This window comes from Promicromonospora sp. CA-289599, from assembly GCF_050936155.1.
In the GTDB taxonomy this organism is placed as follows: domain Bacteria; phylum Actinomycetota; class Actinomycetes; order Actinomycetales; family Cellulomonadaceae; genus Promicromonospora.
The window spans coordinates 6,115,645-6,131,222 of sequence record NZ_JBNJNI010000001.1; the positions used below are offsets into that span (position 1 = coordinate 6,115,645).

Here is a 15,578-nt window from a genome sequence, read left to right on the forward strand (position 1 = left end):
CCAGATCGCTGCCACCAGCGCCAAGCCGCACCACCATCGCCACGCCTTCCCCTCACGGACGCAGCACCGGATAGCACCGCAAAACAGACCGGCAAGAACATAAGGCGTATCCAGGGGTAACCATGACCAAATCGAGAAGTTCAGCGGGTGATTCTTGAAAAATCACCCGGCGGCGCAGATCGCTACCGCCGAGCAGACCGCGCCTGGTCCGGCCGTGCTGCGGGTGTGGCACGGCGTCGGACCGCAGCTGGCGCGCCGCGAAACCTGGACCGGTCAGCGCCGGAGCTGCTCGGGTGCCTGCCGCTCCGCGATGAGCGCGAGCCGCCGCAGCGCCTCCGCGTTGCGCGGGCGGATCACCGCCTTGCGCACCGGCCGAGGCACCAGCACGCCGGGCCCCTTGTCCGCATCCTCCGTGATCCGGATCAGGCACCCGACACCCACCGGCATCACCTCGATCAGCACGCGCGCCTCGCCCGCGGGCCAGCCCCTGGCCTGCAGCTCTATCGACCGCTCCGGGTCCCAGGCGCGCACGACCGTCTCGTCGTCGAGCAGGGCGGGCCACAGGCCCACGGAGTGCTGGATGTGGGTGCCCGGCTCCGGCCACGTCGGGTCGACCGCCCGGATGCGTGCCGCGCCGACCACCCACGTCGAGTAGGACCAGCCGTCGGCCAGCACGCGCAGGACCGCGTCGGGAGTGCATCGAGCGGCCCGCGTGACGGTCACCATGATCTGACCTTAGCCAGGTCACGGGTACTGGCAACCGGCCGGATCCATGCTGCGACCAACCCCGACCACCGGGTGAATTGCCCCTTCCGTAACCCTCCGCCCTTGACGTCCTTAGGCATGACTGGCCTAAGTTAGGCACACCTAATCCTCTCTGGTGCCGTCCTGGCATGCGAAGGAGTGCCTTGATGTCGCGCCTGCTCGGAGCCGGTTCCGGCCGCCCTGCGGTACCTGACCGGTCCGCCCTGCTCCTGCGCCGCCCGCTGGCGGGTGTGCTGGCCGTCGCGATCGCGGCGCTCGCCGCAGGGTGTGGGCTGGAGCTCCCGGCAGCAGGCGGCGCGAACGACGACGGCGCGATGGTCGGCGCCCAGCAGCTGGGCGACCTGGACCCGATCGCCGACCCGCGCGCCTGGACCGGCGAGATCACCGTCGGCACCACGGAACGCGCCGTCGACCCGGTCACCGACAGCCCTGATCCCGACCTGCCCGCCACGGTCACCGATGTCCAGGGAACCGAGGTGACCGTCACCGACACCAGCCGGATCCTCGCGCTGGACCTGTACGGCTCGCTCTCACGGATCGTGTTCGAGCTCGGCCTGGGCGAGAACGTCGTCGGCCGGGACGTGTCCTCGGGCTTTCCCGAGATCGCCGACCGCCCGCTGGTCACGAGCAACGGCCACGAGCTGACCGGGGAGGCGATCCTCGACCTCGCCCCCACGGTGATCCTCACCGACACGACCCTCGGCCCCTGGGACGTGGTGCTGCAGATGCGCGACGCGGGCATCCCCGTCGTCGTGCTGGACAGCCACCGCAGCCTGCAGACGTCCGCCGACCTGGCCCTGGCCACCGGCGAGGCGCTGGGCCTGCCCGCCGAGGGCGCAGCGCTGGCCGAGCGCACCGAGAGTGCCGTCGACACGACGCTGGCACACGTCGAACGCCTGGCACCGGCCGACCCTGCCCTTCGCCCGCGCGTCATCTTCCTCTACGTGCGCGGGCAGTCCGGCGTCTACTACCTGTTCGGCGACGAGTCCGGGGCCGACTCCCTCATCGAGGGGCTGGGCGCCGTGGACGCCGCCGGGGAGGTCGGCTGGAAGGGCATGCGGCCGCTCAACGACGAGGGCCTCATGTCCATGCAGCCCGACCTGGTGCTCCTGATGACCGGCGGCCTGGAGTCGGTGGGCGGCGTCGACGGGCTGCTCGAACAGGTGCCCGCTCTGGCCCAGACCCCGGCCGGCGAGAACCGCCGGTTCGTCGCCATGGACGACACGGAGATCCTGTCGTTCGGGCCGAGGTCGGCCGACGTGCTCGACGCCCTGGCCCGCGCGTTCTACGCGCCCGAGAGCCTTTCTTGAGGACCAGGACGGCGGCCCTGGCGACGGGGCTCGCCATCGCACTCCTCACGCTCGCGGTGGTCGCGGCCGGATCGGGGCAGCTCCACGTGCCACCCGCAGAGGTCGTCGGCTCGCTCCTGCACCGGGCGGGCCTGGACGTCGGCCCGCTCCCCGCGCACCCGAACGGCGACGCCGCCCTGTGGACCATCCGGTTCCCGCGCGTCGCCATGGCCGCCCTCGTGGGTGCCGCGCTGGCCACCGCCGGCGCCGTCATGCAGGGCGTGTTCGGCAACCCGCTCGCCGAGCCCGGCGTCGTCGGCGTCTCCTCGGGGGCCGCCGTGGCGGCGTCCGTGACCATCGTGCTCGGGCTCACCGCGCTTGGCCCCTGGACCACCGCCGCCGCGGCCTTCGCGGGCGGGCTCGCCGCGACGTTCCTGGTCTACGGCCTGGCCAGGTCCGCGGGCCGCACCGAGGTGGTCACCCTCGTCCTGACCGGGGTCGCGGTGAACGCCGTGTGCGGCGCGGGGCTGGCCCTGGCCACGTTCCTCGGCGACACGCAGTCCCGCGAGCAGATCGTCTTCTGGCAGCTGGGCTCCTTCAACGGCACCCGCTGGGCGTACGTCGGCGTGGTCGCGCCGCTCGTGGTCCTCGGCATCGCGGGCGCGCTGCTCCTGTCGCGGCGGCTGGACCTGCTCGCCCTCGGTGAGCGGTCCGCGCGCCACCTCGGGGTGAACGTCGAACGGCTCCGCGTCCTGAGCATCGTGGTGGTCGCCGTGCTGACCGCCGCGGGGGTGGCGTTCTGCGGGATCATCGCGTTCGTCGGCCTCGTGGTGCCGCACCTGATCCGGATGGCCGTCGGACCCGCCCACCGCGTGCTGGTACCGCTCAGCGCGCTGGGCGGCGCGGTGCTGCTGCTCGCGGCCGACCTGGTCGCGCGGACGGCGGTCGGGTACGCGGACCTGCCGATCGGCATGCTGACCGCACTGGTCGGCGGGCCGTTCTTCTTCTGGCTCATCCGCCGCACCCGCCGCACCGCCGGGGGCTGGGCATGAGCCGGGCGGCGTTCCTCACCCTCACCGGCGTCCGGGTCCGGGCCGGGGACGCAGTCCTGCTGGACGGCGTCGACCTCGACGTCCGCCAGGGCGAGGTGCTCGTCGTCGTCGGACCGAACGGCGCCGGGAAGTCGACGCTGGTCTCGGTGCTGGCCGGTGACCGCGTGCCTGACGCGGGCGAGGCCACCTGGACCGGCACGCCCCTGGCCGCGGTCCGGCACGCCGAGCTCGCCCGCCTGCGGGCGGTACTCCTCCAGGAGAACCAGGTCAGCTTCCCGTTCCGGGTGGTCGACGTCGTGCGGATGGGCCGGGCGCCCTGGCAGGGCTCCAGCCCGGTGGACGACGACGCGGTGGTCGCCCGCGCGCTGGACGCCGCCGACGTCGCGGGCCTTGCCGAGCGGCGCTACCCGAGCCTGTCGGGCGGCGAGAAGGCCCGCACGTCGTTCGCACGGCTGCTCGCCCAGGACACCACGGTGCTGCTCCTCGACGAGCCGACCGCGGCGCTCGACGTCCGTCACACCGAGCACGTGCTGCGCCACGCCCGGCGGCACGCGGCGGGGGGCGGCGCGGTAGTGGTGGTGCTGCACGACCTCGCGCTCGCCGCCGCATGGGCCGACCGCGTGCTGGTGCTCGACGGCGGGCGGGTCGCCGCCCTCGGCGCGCCCGCCGAGGTCCTGACCGCAGACCTGCTCTCCCGGGTCTACGAGCACCCGGTCGACGTGGTCGCGCACCCCGTCACCGGTGGCCTGCTCGTGCTCCCCCGCTACGCCGCGACCCAGCCCCCTACCGAGGACCCCGTATGACCTCCCGTCAGCAGTCCCGCCCCACGACCTCGCTGGTCGCGCCCTTCGTGGTGATCGCGATCGCCCTGCTCGGAACCGTGCTGGCCGGTCCGGTCATGGTGGCCCACGCCGCCGCCGGTGTGGCGGTCTCCGGACAGCCCGACCCCGGCCGGGCGACGACGGTGCGCGTGTCGGGCAGCGGGTTCCAGTCGGTGCCCAAGGCGTTCGGGGGCATCTACGTGTTCTTCGGCTGGGTCTCCGACCCGTCCGGCGGGTCGTGGGCGCCCAGCCGCGGTGGCGTGTCCGGCGACACCTACCGTTACGTCCCCGACGCGGAGACCGCGCAGAACGCCGGCTACCAGCGGTTCGTCGCCTTCCCCGGTTCGAGCACCGAGGCCGAGGCGAACGGCGGCACCGTCGCGGCCGACGGCACCTGGTCGACCGACCTCGTGATCCCGGGCGCCCGCTTCGAGGCGGCCGACGGCGGCACCGTGGACTGCACGGCCGTGCAGTGCGGGATCATCACCATCGGCGCGCACGGGGTGCGCAACGCCAACAACGAGACCTTCACGCCGGTGACCTTCGCTTCTGCGAGTGCGGGTGACGACGGCGGGGCGCCTGCGGGCGGCGGTTCCGGCGGCGGTTCCGGCGCCGGTGACACGGACACCGGCACGGACGCGGGGACCGACGACGCCGCGGGCCGGGCCCCGGGTACGGAGACCGCCGACCCGCAGACGTCCGAGCGCCCGGGACGGGCGAGCCTGGGGATCGACCAGGCCACCGCCGTCGTCGGGCGCGTCATGAGCTTCGGCGCGCAGGGCCTCGAACCGGGCGAGCAGGTGAGCGTCACGCTCGACGACGGCCTGCTTGCCGTCGGACCGCTGGTCGCGGGAAACCACGGCGAGGTGGCGGGCCTCGTCGAGCTGCCCGCCGACCTGCGCACCGGCACGCACGTGCTGCGGCTCACCGGTGCCTCCTCCGGCACCGCTGTCGAGACCGAGGTGACGGTGACCCGCGACCCGGCGGAGGTCACGGCCGCCGAGGACGCCGAGAACGATGCGGCGGCAGCCGACGGGGCCGACGGCGCGGGCGGGACCTGGCGGCCCGAAGAGACAGCGGTGGGCGTCGCGGCGCTGCTGCTCCTCGTCGTCATCGTGTCGTCGCTGGTCACCGCCCTGCGGCGGCGCGCGGAGAAACGGCGTGCCGAACGCGCGGCGGCCGACGTCCCCACCGAGCAGCAGCAGGAGGTCGGCGCATGAGCCGCACGACGAACCGCCTGAGGTGGACCGCCGCCGTCGTGCTGGCGGCGGTGCTGTCCGGGACTGCCGCGACGACGACGACGGCCGTGGCAGCCGCTGACGACGACCAGGGGCCGCTGCTGCTCACCGTCACCGTGCCCGAGGACCAGCAGGAGCCGCCCGGCGAGGGCGAGGACGGCAGGCTCACCGATGCCGAGCTGCGGTGGGCGGTGAGCGTCCAGGCGGGGTCGGAGAGCCATCTGGCCGGCCAGTGCAACTTCCTCGTGGCAGGCCGGCCGGGTACCGACGGGGACACGGGCGGCGGACGCCTGTGGACCGACGCCGACAGCGATCTCTACCACGGGCGGTCCGGTGACGTCCGCGTGGTGCGCACGGTCGGGCGCGGCGCGGACAGCACGCAGCGGACCGCCACCTTCGGCACCCGGTGCACCTCGCCGGACGGGCTCCCGGTGTCGTACGGCGCGGGCCGCACCACCGGAGCCGAGGTGGTGCTCACCGGCGGGGCCGGCACGCGCCAGGCCGACGGCTCGGTCCGCATCCGGTGGGACGGCACGTTCACCGTCGTGTTCTACGGCGGCCTGGTCTACTGGTGGGTCGCCGACCCGGAGCTACGCCTGGACGCGCGGGGCAACGGCTCGCTGACCGGGACGCTCGGCGGTTACGGCACCGACCAGCAGGACACGACCCGCTGGGAGCCGCTGCCCGCCACGCGGGCTGCGCTGGTCACCTTCACCGGGCGCCGCCTGGACCCGGACTCCCGCGGCGGGCACCTGGTGCCCGACTACTGCGGCGAGCGCGTGACGACCGGCGGCCGCGTGCCGCAGCTCCGCGAGGATCCGCCGGGCAGCTGCTGGGGCGCTTTCCCGCAGGCTTTCGTCGACTTCCACCAGCTCGTGGGCGAGCCCGAGTTCTGGTACACCACCGGCACCCGGGACGAGATCAAGACGCCCGCGAACGTGAGCGTGAGCTTCGACGCCGACGAGTCGGTCGGCAGCGCGGGCCCGGGCGGCGAACCTGGCGGCGGTGGTCCGGGCGCCGACGGCGGGACCGGCGCCGGAGGCGGCTCGGGAGCCACGGGCTCCGACCTGGAGTCCGACGTCGTCCCGCCCGCCACCGCGGACCGCCCCCGCGGCAGCGGAGGCGCCACCACCGGCGACCCCGACCCTGCCCCGAGTCCCGACGCCTCCGGTTCCTTCCTGCCCGTCGCCGCCGCCACGCTCGGCGCGGCCGGCGCGGACCTGATTCCCGAGGGCCTGATCCCGGGCGGCGCCACCGGCCGCCGGCTCGCCCTCCTGACCACCGTCCTGCTGGTCGCCGCGTCCGTGGCGATCCTCGGCTTCCGGCAGGGCTGGCTCGTGCTGCCCTTCCGGCGGCGCGACCCCTGACCCCAGCCCGATATCCATCCCCACACGCAACATTCCTCAGAGAGGGACATCGATGACACGCAGCAGACCGGCGAGCCGTGCGCGGCTCCGCGCCGGGCTCGCAGTACTCACCTTCGGGCTGGGCACGACCCTCGTCGTCGTGCCGACGGCCATGGCCACCGCGGCGGCAGCCGAGGCGGACGAGGTCACCGCGGAGAGCGGCGACCTGGCCTGGGGCTTCCGCGAGAGCTTCCGCAACTACGTGGGACGCCAGACGGCGGCCCTGCCGCCCGTCGGGGCCGTCCCGGTCGGCCAGCGGATCACGCTCGTGGCGCCCGGCCAGTTCGACGAGGCCGGCACTCCCGCCGCGAACCTCGACACCAACCCGCCGAACGAGACGCTCCCCTACCTCCTGCCCGTCGCGGGCGGGACGGTCACGGACGCGGACAACCTGACGGTCGGGAGCACGGGCGGCGCCGTCTACCACTTCCCGTCCCACGCCTTCACGGTGACGGTCAAGGACGTCGCCGTGGTGGTCGACGGCGGCACGGGCACCCTCGTGGGTGACCTCGCCGTCGAGATCCCGGAGAACAACCTGGGTTACGAGCCGGGCACGTACGGCGGCGACGACGTCGTGCTCGGCAACGTCGCGACGACGACCGTGGACGTCACCGGCGACACCGTGACGGTCACCGGGACCGGCGTCACCCTCACGGCCGCGGGCGCCACCGCGCTGCAGGACTTCCTCGCCGAGGGCGCGGCGCTCGACAACTTCACCGTGAGCGCGGGGACCACCGCGCCCACGGAGGAGCCCGACACGTGGAACCCGACGGTGACGCTGTCCGCGGCGTCGGGCCTGGACCCCGCGGGCGAGACGGTGACGGTCACCGGGTCGGGCTTCGACCCGGCCGCCAACGTGAACACCTCCGGCCGGCCGCCGGTCGCCGCGAACGCGCCCAGCGGCGTGTACGTGGTGTTCGGCGCGTTCGGCGAGCCCTGGCGCCCGTCCCAGGGCGCCGGCTCGGGTGCGCGGACGGTGCTCGACCAGAAGTGGGCGCTGCCCGAGCCTTCGTACTCGCAGGTGCTCGCCGCCTTCCCGAACGTGGCCGGCCAGCTCGTGCTGCTGGCGCCGGACGGCACGTTCACCGCGGAGGTCTCCGCTGCGACGTCCGACACCGCGGTAGGTACCTACGGCGTCTACACCTATGCGGCGGGCGGCGCCCCGGCCAACGCCGCCCACGAGCTCGGCGTCCCGGTGACGTTCGAGACGCCCGGCGGCGGTGCGGGCGACGTAGTCCTCGACGTCACCGTCCCCGAGGACGACGGCGGCCCGGTCGACCCCGAGCCCGGCGCGTTCACCTGGACCGTCGTCGGCGGCGCGGGGGCCGTGAGCCTCGGCACCGCCGAGGCGGGCGCGGACGCCCTCACGGCCACCGGCGACCTCAAGCAGGTCACCGTCAGCGACACCCGCGCCGGCGGTCCCGCCTGGAGCATCACCGGCACGGCCGGCGACTTCTTCGCGGGCAGCAGCTCGTTCCCGGGCAGCAGCCTGGGCTGGTCGCCGGCGGTCACCACCAACACCGGCGGAGCGGTCGCCGGCCCCGTGGTCCGGCCGAGCACCGGATCCGGCCTGACGGCAGGCGCCACCCTGGTGTCCGCGCCGGAGGGGCACGCGCCGGGCTCGGTGACGGCGGACGCCGCCCTCGACCTGCGCATCCCGCTGGACACCCCGGCGGGCGACTACACGAGCGTGCTCACGCTCACCGCGGTGGGCTGACGGTTCGTGGACCGTCGTTCACCACTGCTGCCGCGGCGTGCCTCCTGGCGCGCCGCGGTAGCGGTGTTCCTCGCCTCCCTCTGCGCTGCCCTCGGCGGGGTGTCCCCCGCCGTCGCGGTCGCGTCCGCAGACTCCGCCGACCTGTCCTGGTCCGTGACGCCCGCCGACGACCGCCAGGGTGCCGGCCGCGCGAACTACACCTACGCGGTGGAGCCCGGCGACCGCGTCTCCGACGCCCTGGTCGTGACCAACAGGTCGGCCGCTCCCCTGCGGCTGTCCGTCTACGGCACCGACGCGTTCACCACGTCGAGCGGCCACATCGACCTCCTGACCGCCGACGAACCGGCGACCGGCCTCGGCACGTGGCTCACGTTCCGCAAGGCCGCGCTCGACCTGGAGCCCGGTGAGTCCGCTACCGTGCCGTTCACGCTCCGGGTCCCCGAGGACGCCGCACCCGGCGACCACTCGGGCGGTGTGGTCACCGCCCTCACGCAGCGGGTCGGCGACTCTGCGCTCACGGTGGACCGGCGCCTCGCCCTGCGTATGCACGCGCGTGTCGCGGGCGCACTCGCACCGGGGCTGGAGATCTCGGGGGTCAGCGTGTCGACCGACCTGACGCCCAACCCGTTCGGGACCGTCACCTCCACCGTCCGATACCGGCTGACCAACACGGGGACCGCCCGGGTGGTCCCCACGGAGACCGTGACGGTCACCGGCCCGGTCGGCGCTGCCGGCCGGACGACGTCTGCCGGGCTCGACGAGGTGCTGCCGGGCTCCACGGTGGACCGGGTGGTCGAGGTGTCCGGCGTCCGCCCGCTCGTGCGGGCCGAGGCCGCGGTCAGGGTGGACGGCCTGGTCGTAGGCATCGGTGGGGGTGGCGTGACCTCGGCGCACGACGACGCGAGCGGCTGGGCGGTGCCCTGGGCGCTGCTGGTCCTCGTGGTACTGGCAGTGTCCGCCGCGGTGGTGGTTCCGCTGGTGCGGGGCCGGGTTCGACAGTCCCGACCGGATGCTGTAGACCCTGCTCCATGAACGTCGTACCGATCATCCCCGGCTACCACCCCGACCCCTCGGTATGCCGGGTCGGCGACGACTACTACCTGGCGAACTCGTCGTTCGAGTACGCGCCAGGGGTCCCGCTATGGCACAGCCGCGACCTGCTGAGCTGGACCCTCGTCGGCAACATCCTTGACCGCCCGGAGCAGTTCCTGGCCGGGCGCGCCGGCTCCAGCCAGGGGGTGTTCGCCCCGACCCTGCGCCAGCACGACGGACGGTTCTGGCTGATCACCACCGACGTCACCGGCCCCTCCGGACAGCTCGTCGTCTCCGCCGAGGACCCCGCCGGTCCCTGGAGCGCCCCGACGTACCTCGAGGGCCTGCACGGCATCGACCCCGACCTCGCGTGGGACGACGACGGCACGTGCTTCGTGACGTACTGCTCCTCAGGCCCGGACGGCGTGGGGATCGCCCAGGCGCGCGTCGATCTCGACAAGGGGACCGTCCTGGAGGAGCCCCGGTGGCTGTGGAGCGGGACCGGCCTCGCGCACCCCGAGGCGCCGCACCTGTACCGGCGCGGCGCCTACTGGTACCTGCTCATCGCCGAGGGCGGGACGGAGCGCGGCCACAGCGTCTCGGTGGCGCGCGCGACCCGGCCCGAGGGGCCCTACACCGGCGCGCCGGCGAACCCGGTGCTCAGCCACCGCAGCACCACCCACCCCGTCCAGAACACCGGCCACGCCGACCTCGTCGAGAACCCGGACGGCAGCTGGGCGATGGTCTACCTGGCCGTGCGCCCGCGCGGCTACACGCCGATGTTCCACGTCAACGGCCGCGAGACCTTCCTCGCGGGCATCGACTGGGTGGACGACTGGCCGGTGGTCGACGAGGACCGCTACGACGTGCCGGTGCGGGACACGTCGTACACGGACACGTTCGACGGTGCCGCACTGCACCCGCGCTGGGTCTCCCCCGGCACCGGCCTGGCCGAGGTCGCAACGCCAGGGCCCGACGGCGGGCTCCGGCTCAGCCCCGGCACCGGCCCGCGCGCCGACTCCGGCGCCCTGACCGCCCGGACCCTCGATCTCGCGTGGCGCTTCGAGGCGGACCTCGGGCTGGCGCACGGTTCGGGCGCGCTCGTGCTGCGCCTGGACGACACCCACTGGTGCGAGATCCGCGCCGACGCCGGCCAGGTGCACGCCGTCGTCCGCATCGGTCCGCTCGAGACGCCGCACGGCGCAGCCGTCCCGCTGGCCGGTTCCTCGCTCACGCTCCGGGCCGAGTCGGTCGCCCCGACGACGAACGGGCCGGACGACGTGCGCCTGTCCGCCGTCGTCGACGGGACGGAGCACGAGCTGACCCGCTTCGACGGCCGGTACCTCTCGACGGAGGTGGCCGGCGGCTTCACGGGCCGCGTCGTCGGGCTGCGGGCGCTCGACGGCGTCGTCGACGTCACCGAGGTGCGCTACACCCCGCTCACCGCTGACGGGGCGGGCCAGCCCGGGTGACGCGGTTCGCCCGACGTCCGGTCGTGGTGGTTCTCCGATCCACCACCTCAGCCGGCGCCGACCACTCGAACCGTCGCCGCGCCGATGTCCGTGCCGGACGGGTCCACCAGCACGGAGTACCGGCCGTCGGCCGGTAGGGCGACTGCGTCGATCCGGCCGACGCCGTCGGTGAGGCAGCCCGACCGGACCGGACCTCCACCCGGCCCGATCAGCCGCACCTGGCCGCAGCCGCTCGGCAGCGGCATCGTGTCCTCCGTCGTGGTGATCTCGACGGCCACGCGCTGACCCTTGGTGGCGTCGAACGCCACCCGTGCCTGCGCACCCGGCCGGCCGACGACGACTGCCACGGCGTCGCCGTCCACCGTCGCCTGCCGCATGTCGTCGACCGCGACCACGACGCGCAGGGTGACCTGCCCGGTGCCGTCGCCGCTCGGGTCGACCACCACGGAGTGGGTGCCGGTCGCGGTGAGCCTGGTGCGGTCGATCAAGCCGCCGTCGTCGTCGAAACAACCGGTCCGCAGCGTCACGCCGTCCGCGTCGACGAGGCGCACCACGCCGCACCCCTCGGGCAGGGTGCTTCCGCTGAGCTCGACGAGCACCACCTGGTCGGCGTCCGCCTCGAAGGTTACCGTGGCAGCCGCGCCCGGCCTGGTCAGGTCAACGATCGCCGTCTCGCCCGTGAGTGGCACCACGGTCGCGTCGTCGCGGAACGCGTGGCGCTCGGGGCCTGGCGGTCCGGCACCGAAGGTTCGTCCGTCGGCGTCGCGCTGCGACTCGCCCGCCGCAAGTGCGAATGCGACGGATCCGCTCATCGCGACGTCGAGCACGCAGTCGTCGAGCAGCGGTCCTGCGACCAGCCCGACCAGCCCGCAGGCGAGCTCGGCACGTTCGCGGGCCGCGATGCCGAGGCCCTGGACCGTGACCACCTGGTCGGGGAACGAGCGATCGGTGAACGCCTCGGTGTCCTCGCCCAGGCCGTAGTCGAACAATGACTCGTCAGGGCTGACCCGCCAGCTGTCCACGAGCTCGTCGTACAGCGACGCCCGGGTCAGCGGCTGGGTCAGAACGGTGCCGTCACGGGTCACCAGGTCGGCGACACCGCTGCCGTCGGCGTCGCCCAGCAGGCCCTGTACCGCGCCCCGCCGCTCACCGGCCAGCCGCAGGTAGAGCCGCAACCCGGCCGCGCCGATCGGGTCGACCTGTACCGCCGACCCGTCCGGCCACGTCACCCGGTAGCTGTCCGGCGCCCAGGCACGCGACGACCTACCCCGCCAGAGGGTCCCGCCGCCGGGGAGCCGCTGTTCACCACGCTCCATGGCTCGTGGCTCGCCGTCCACGCGCACGACGACGTTCGCGTCCTCGAGCGCGAGCGTCACCCTGTCGGCGCCGACCTGGGCCGCCACGGCAGTGTTGACCGATACCCTGCGGGACGGGCCGAGCGGGGACTGTCTCGCTTGGACGGTCAACGCGGCACGGTCGGCGGCACCCGACGCATCCTGGACCAGCACCACCTCGCCGACGGCCTGCGGACTGAACTTCACGCCGTCCCACGTGGTCAGGTGGGGGTCGCCGTTCGACTCCGCGCAGGCGACCTCGCGTGCCGCGTCGCAACGGTAGGTGACCGCGCCAGGAGGTTCCTCACCCCTGGCCGGCTCGGGCCCGCACTCGGAGAGCGACGCGGGCAGCGGATGACCCCCGTAGTGGGTGCGCGGTGCGAGACCCCTGGCGACCCGCAACCGGTTCTCGGCGTATGTGGCCATGACCTCCTCCGTGCGCAGGTCGCCGGCGCCGCAGAACCACCTCGGCCGGTCCGCTCCCTGGCCGATCCGCATCGCGTGCCACAGCTCGTGGAACAGCTCCGAACAGGCGTCCGCCGGGATTCGCGGGCTGTGCGGGAACTCCGGTGTGGGGTCCCAGACCACTATGGATCTGCCGCGGGTCTCCCCGGGACCACCGATGTCCGGGGTGCTGGAGGTCATCGTGATGTCGCCGGGCTGGACGATGATCAACGGCGAGCTCGGGTCGCGCGCCCAGTCCACCACCCGTCGGGTCTCGGGTGTGCTCCGCGCCGGGTCACGCAGCTCCGCGAGGCAGGCATCGACAGCGGCGGAGAAGCCGGGAGCATCTGTCTCGTTCACGATGACCCGTGCCTCGGCCGGCTCCGGCTGGGCGACGACCGTCCATCCTGCGGCGAGCACCAGCACGAGGGCCATCGTCTCCGGGGCTTGGGGCTGCCGGCGGCGACGCACGAGGAACCACGCTGCCACGGCGAGGGCGCTCAGCAGGGCAAGCCCGGCGGCGATCGGGACCCAGGGCAGGCCGGGTTCGCTCTCTGTCGTGGGAGCACCTGGACCGTCGCCGACCGTGAACCCCGTCGTCACCGCACCGCTGGAGCCGGCGCAGACCGCCGGGTCGGACTCGACGAGCGGGGCCTCGTAGCGCAGGGTCAGCTCGTAGCGTCCGGGTGTGTCGATCGGCCACAGCGCCATGATCCCGTCCCCCGAGGAGAGGGCTTCGACGTCGGGCAGGGTGTGGAGAGGTGTCCCGTCGCCCAGGTCGCGCGGGGTGAGCTGGACGTCGACGGCGCCGCCCGGCTCGGTCGGGACCATGCCGGTCAGGACGGCCTGGTCGATCCCGGCGCCGTAGTAGGCGTGCGTGAGATCCGGTTCGACCGGCGCGCCGTCCCGGGTGAGGCCCGAGATGTGCAGGCTGGCGTCGGGGGCCGTCGCGAGGGCGCAGGTGGCACCGCTCGCGTTGGTGACGGTCGCCCGGAAGCTGATGGCCTCGCCGACGGCGACGTGCTCGGCGTCCGCGGTCACGACCAGGCCTACCGGGACATCCGGGGCGGTGTCCGCCGACGCGGGGGCCGACGTCACCACCATGGCCAGGACGATCACGGCGCCGGCACGTAGCAAGGTTGCTGTGCGGATCATGGCCACCTCAGGTTCGACCCCAGGGCACCGTTGCCCCGCTGGGTGGACCATATCGGCGGTACCGCCGTCAGGCTGCGGGGCTCGCCGATCGGACTTCGCGTCGATGGTGCAGCGCCCGCCGCCGGGCCGCGAATCCCAGGACGGCAAGGCTCAGGAGCGTCCCCCACCACAGCAGTCCCTGGACCCACGGGCCGAGCACGACCCCCGCGGTGCTGCCGTCGCGCAGCTCGATGTCGGTGACCAGGAGGCCCGCCTCGTCGAAGGGCAGCGTCCGGAGCAGGGTCCCGTCCGGGGCGAACACCTGGCTGGTGCCGGTGGTGGAGAGGTTGACGACGCTGCGGCCGGTCTCGATCGCGCGCATGCGGGCGATCTCGCGCTGCTGCAGGTTCTCGTCGGTGCCGCGGAAGTCGGCGTTGTTCGTCTGGAACATGAACACCTGGGCGCCGTCGCGCACGCCCTCCTGGATGACGTCGTCGAAGGCGACGTCGAAGCAGATCGCCAGGCCCGCCTTGACCCGCCCGAGGTCGAAGACGGGTGAGTCGTCGCCGGGCGTGTACCCGCGCGAGATGAGACCGACGAGGTCGGGGACTATCGCGCTGTACAGCCACCGGTCCGGGATGTACTCGCCGAACGGCACCGGGTGTCGCTTTGCGTGCGTCGCCGTGGAGCCGTCCGCCGTCCAGAGGAACGAGGTGTTGTAGACCAGGTCCCCGACCTCGGACGCCGCGTTCAGGACTATCGGCGCACCGTAGGCGTCCGCCGCCGCGGAGAGTGTCCGGGCGGTGGCCGCGTTCGACCTGGGGTCGCTGTCGACGCCGCCCTCCGGCCACACCACGACGTCCACCCGCTCGCTCTCCAGCGGCGCCGAGGCGTCGAGCTGCGAGCGCAGCACCTCCAGCGGCGCGCGCTGGTCCGCGTACGCGGCGGGCCCGTTGCCCTGGACGGCGCCGACCCGGAGGGTTCCGGCGTCGGCGGTCGGGAACTGGGGAACCACGATCATGACGACGGCGAGCAGGCCCACGGGCAGCGCGCCCCACCACCGGGCGGCCGCGACCGCGCGGTCGTCGTGCCCGGCTCGTTCCCGCTGGACGCGGACCGCCCACCGGACGGCCTCGACCGCTCCGGCGCACAGAGCGACCATGAGGAACCCGAGCCCGGAGACGCCCAGCCACGATGCGACGGGGGCGATCGGGCTCTCCGACTGGCTCAGGGCGAGCCGACCCCACGGAAACCCGCCGTACGGCCACGAGCCCAGCACGAGCTCACGCGCCGTCCACGCCCCGGCGACGAGCGCCGGGAGCGCCACGAGGCGGACGGCGGCGGTATCGCGCCAGCGCGGCAGCCACCGGTAGGCGAGCGTGACGAGGGGCGAGAAGGCCGCGAGGAGGAGCGTCTCGAACGTGGCGAGGGCCACCCACGGCACCCAGCCGAGGGGGTCGTCGCCGAGGAACTGCGAGGCCCACGAGACGTGCGGAAAGTAGAACGCGGCGCCGAACGCCGCCCCGACGAGCACGCTGCCCCACAGGCTCCGCCCGACGAGGGAGACGAGCGCGAGCGGCACGGCCACGAACGCGAGCGGCCACCACCCGAGCGAGGGGAAGGCCGCGTCGAGCGCGAACCCGCCGGCGATCGCGAGGGCGAGCGCCGCCCAGAGCGGCGCGAGCGGGCGCTCGGCGTACGTTGCGGCGGTGCCGGCAGCATCCCGCACGCGGGCCCGGGCGGTGCGGCCCGGGATGACGTTGTGAACCAAGGCTCTCGTTCTCGCAGAGTGAGCTAACAGGATGAAACCGGGTGAGCGGAAGAGGACGCGACACACGGCGACAGGCCGGTGGACGTCACGCGCATGATAGTCC

At 74.0% G+C, this 15,578-nt stretch carries 11 protein-coding genes; 8 read left to right on the plus strand and 3 right to left on the minus strand.

Features of this window, described 5'->3' with window-relative positions:
- Positions 1-273: 273 nt before the first annotated feature.
- Positions 274-726, minus strand: coding sequence for an SRPBCC family protein (locus tag ACQEVI_RS27205; protein ID WP_432905558.1), 453 nt, complete (start codon positions 724-726; stop codon positions 274-276).
- Between the two features lie 185 nt (positions 727-911).
- Here ACQEVI_RS27205 and ACQEVI_RS27210 point away from each other — a divergent pair, with 185 nt between their 5' ends.
- The 8 genes from ACQEVI_RS27210 to ACQEVI_RS27245 are packed head-to-tail and all read left to right on the plus strand — an operon-like array spanning position 912 to position 10,792.
- Positions 912-2,075 carry a heme/hemin ABC transporter substrate-binding protein gene (locus ACQEVI_RS27210; protein ID WP_432905560.1) on the plus strand — a complete coding sequence of 388 codons (1,164 nt, stop codon included), beginning with the start codon at positions 912-914 and terminating at the stop codon, positions 2,073-2,075.
- Positions 2,072-3,106 (plus strand): FecCD family ABC transporter permease, encoded by a 1,035-nt coding sequence (locus ACQEVI_RS27215; RefSeq protein ID WP_432905562.1) that lies wholly within the window; start codon positions 2,072-2,074, stop codon positions 3,104-3,106. The genes ACQEVI_RS27210 and ACQEVI_RS27215 overlap by 4 nt, the downstream gene beginning before the upstream one ends.
- A complete protein-coding gene (locus ACQEVI_RS27220; RefSeq protein ID WP_432905564.1) occupies positions 3,103-3,909 on the plus strand; it encodes a heme ABC transporter ATP-binding protein in 807 nt (268 codons plus the stop codon). Before ACQEVI_RS27215 ends, ACQEVI_RS27220 begins: the two co-directional genes overlap by 4 nt.
- The gene (locus ACQEVI_RS27225; RefSeq protein WP_432905567.1) at positions 3,906-5,147 is read left to right on the plus strand and encodes a hypothetical protein; all 1,242 of its coding nucleotides are present in this window, start codon (positions 3,906-3,908) and stop codon (positions 5,145-5,147) included. Before ACQEVI_RS27220 ends, ACQEVI_RS27225 begins: the two co-directional genes overlap by 4 nt.
- Positions 5,144-6,532 carry a hypothetical protein gene (locus ACQEVI_RS27230; protein WP_432905569.1) on the plus strand — a complete coding sequence of 463 codons (1,389 nt, stop codon included), beginning with the start codon at positions 5,144-5,146 and terminating at the stop codon, positions 6,530-6,532. Before ACQEVI_RS27225 ends, ACQEVI_RS27230 begins: the two co-directional genes overlap by 4 nt.
- Positions 6,533-6,584: 52 nt before the next feature.
- On the plus strand, positions 6,585-8,288 hold the full coding sequence (locus ACQEVI_RS27235) for an HtaA domain-containing protein (protein ID WP_432905572.1): 1,704 nt from the start codon (positions 6,585-6,587) through the stop codon (positions 8,286-8,288).
- 6 nt (positions 8,289-8,294) lie between these two features.
- Positions 8,295-9,320: a WxL protein peptidoglycan domain-containing protein gene (locus tag ACQEVI_RS27240; protein ID WP_432905574.1), complete on the plus strand. Its 1,026-nt coding sequence runs from the start codon at positions 8,295-8,297 to the stop codon at positions 9,318-9,320.
- Positions 9,317-10,792: a family 43 glycosylhydrolase gene (locus tag ACQEVI_RS27245; protein WP_432905577.1), complete on the plus strand. Its 1,476-nt coding sequence runs from the start codon at positions 9,317-9,319 to the stop codon at positions 10,790-10,792. Before ACQEVI_RS27240 ends, ACQEVI_RS27245 begins: the two co-directional genes overlap by 4 nt.
- Before the next feature lie 47 nt (positions 10,793-10,839).
- Here the strand turns inward: ACQEVI_RS27245 and ACQEVI_RS27250 are convergent, their stop codons facing one another.
- Entirely contained in the window at positions 10,840-13,725 is a 2,886-nt protein-coding gene (locus ACQEVI_RS27250) for a VWD domain-containing protein (RefSeq protein WP_432905579.1), read from the minus strand.
- A gap of 67 nt (positions 13,726-13,792) precedes the next feature.
- On the minus strand, positions 13,793-15,475 hold the full coding sequence (lnt, locus tag ACQEVI_RS27255) for an apolipoprotein N-acyltransferase (protein WP_432905583.1): 1,683 nt from the start codon (positions 15,473-15,475) through the stop codon (positions 13,793-13,795).
- Positions 15,476-15,578 lie beyond the last annotated feature (103 nt).

Excerpts from the sequence above, each read along its gene's own strand:
- ACQEVI_RS27205 (WP_432905558.1), bottom strand. The coding sequence starts at position 726 with ATGGTGACCGTCACGCGGGCCGCTCGATGCACTCCCGACGCGGTCCTG.
- ACQEVI_RS27210 (WP_432905560.1), top strand. The coding sequence starts at position 912 with ATGTCGCGCCTGCTCGGAGCCGGTTCCGGCCGCCCTGCGGTACCTGAC.
- ACQEVI_RS27220 (WP_432905564.1), top strand. The coding sequence starts at position 3,103 with ATGAGCCGGGCGGCGTTCCTCACCCTCACCGGCGTCCGGGTCCGGGCC.
- ACQEVI_RS27225 (WP_432905567.1), top strand. The coding sequence starts at position 3,906 with ATGACCTCCCGTCAGCAGTCCCGCCCCACGACCTCGCTGGTCGCGCCC.
- ACQEVI_RS27230 (WP_432905569.1), top strand. The coding sequence starts at position 5,144 with ATGAGCCGCACGACGAACCGCCTGAGGTGGACCGCCGCCGTCGTGCTG.
- ACQEVI_RS27235 (WP_432905572.1), top strand. The coding sequence starts at position 6,585 with ATGACACGCAGCAGACCGGCGAGCCGTGCGCGGCTCCGCGCCGGGCTC.
- ACQEVI_RS27245 (WP_432905577.1), top strand. The coding sequence starts at position 9,317 with ATGAACGTCGTACCGATCATCCCCGGCTACCACCCCGACCCCTCGGTA.
- ACQEVI_RS27250 (WP_432905579.1), bottom strand. The coding sequence starts at position 13,725 with ATGATCCGCACAGCAACCTTGCTACGTGCCGGCGCCGTGATCGTCCTG.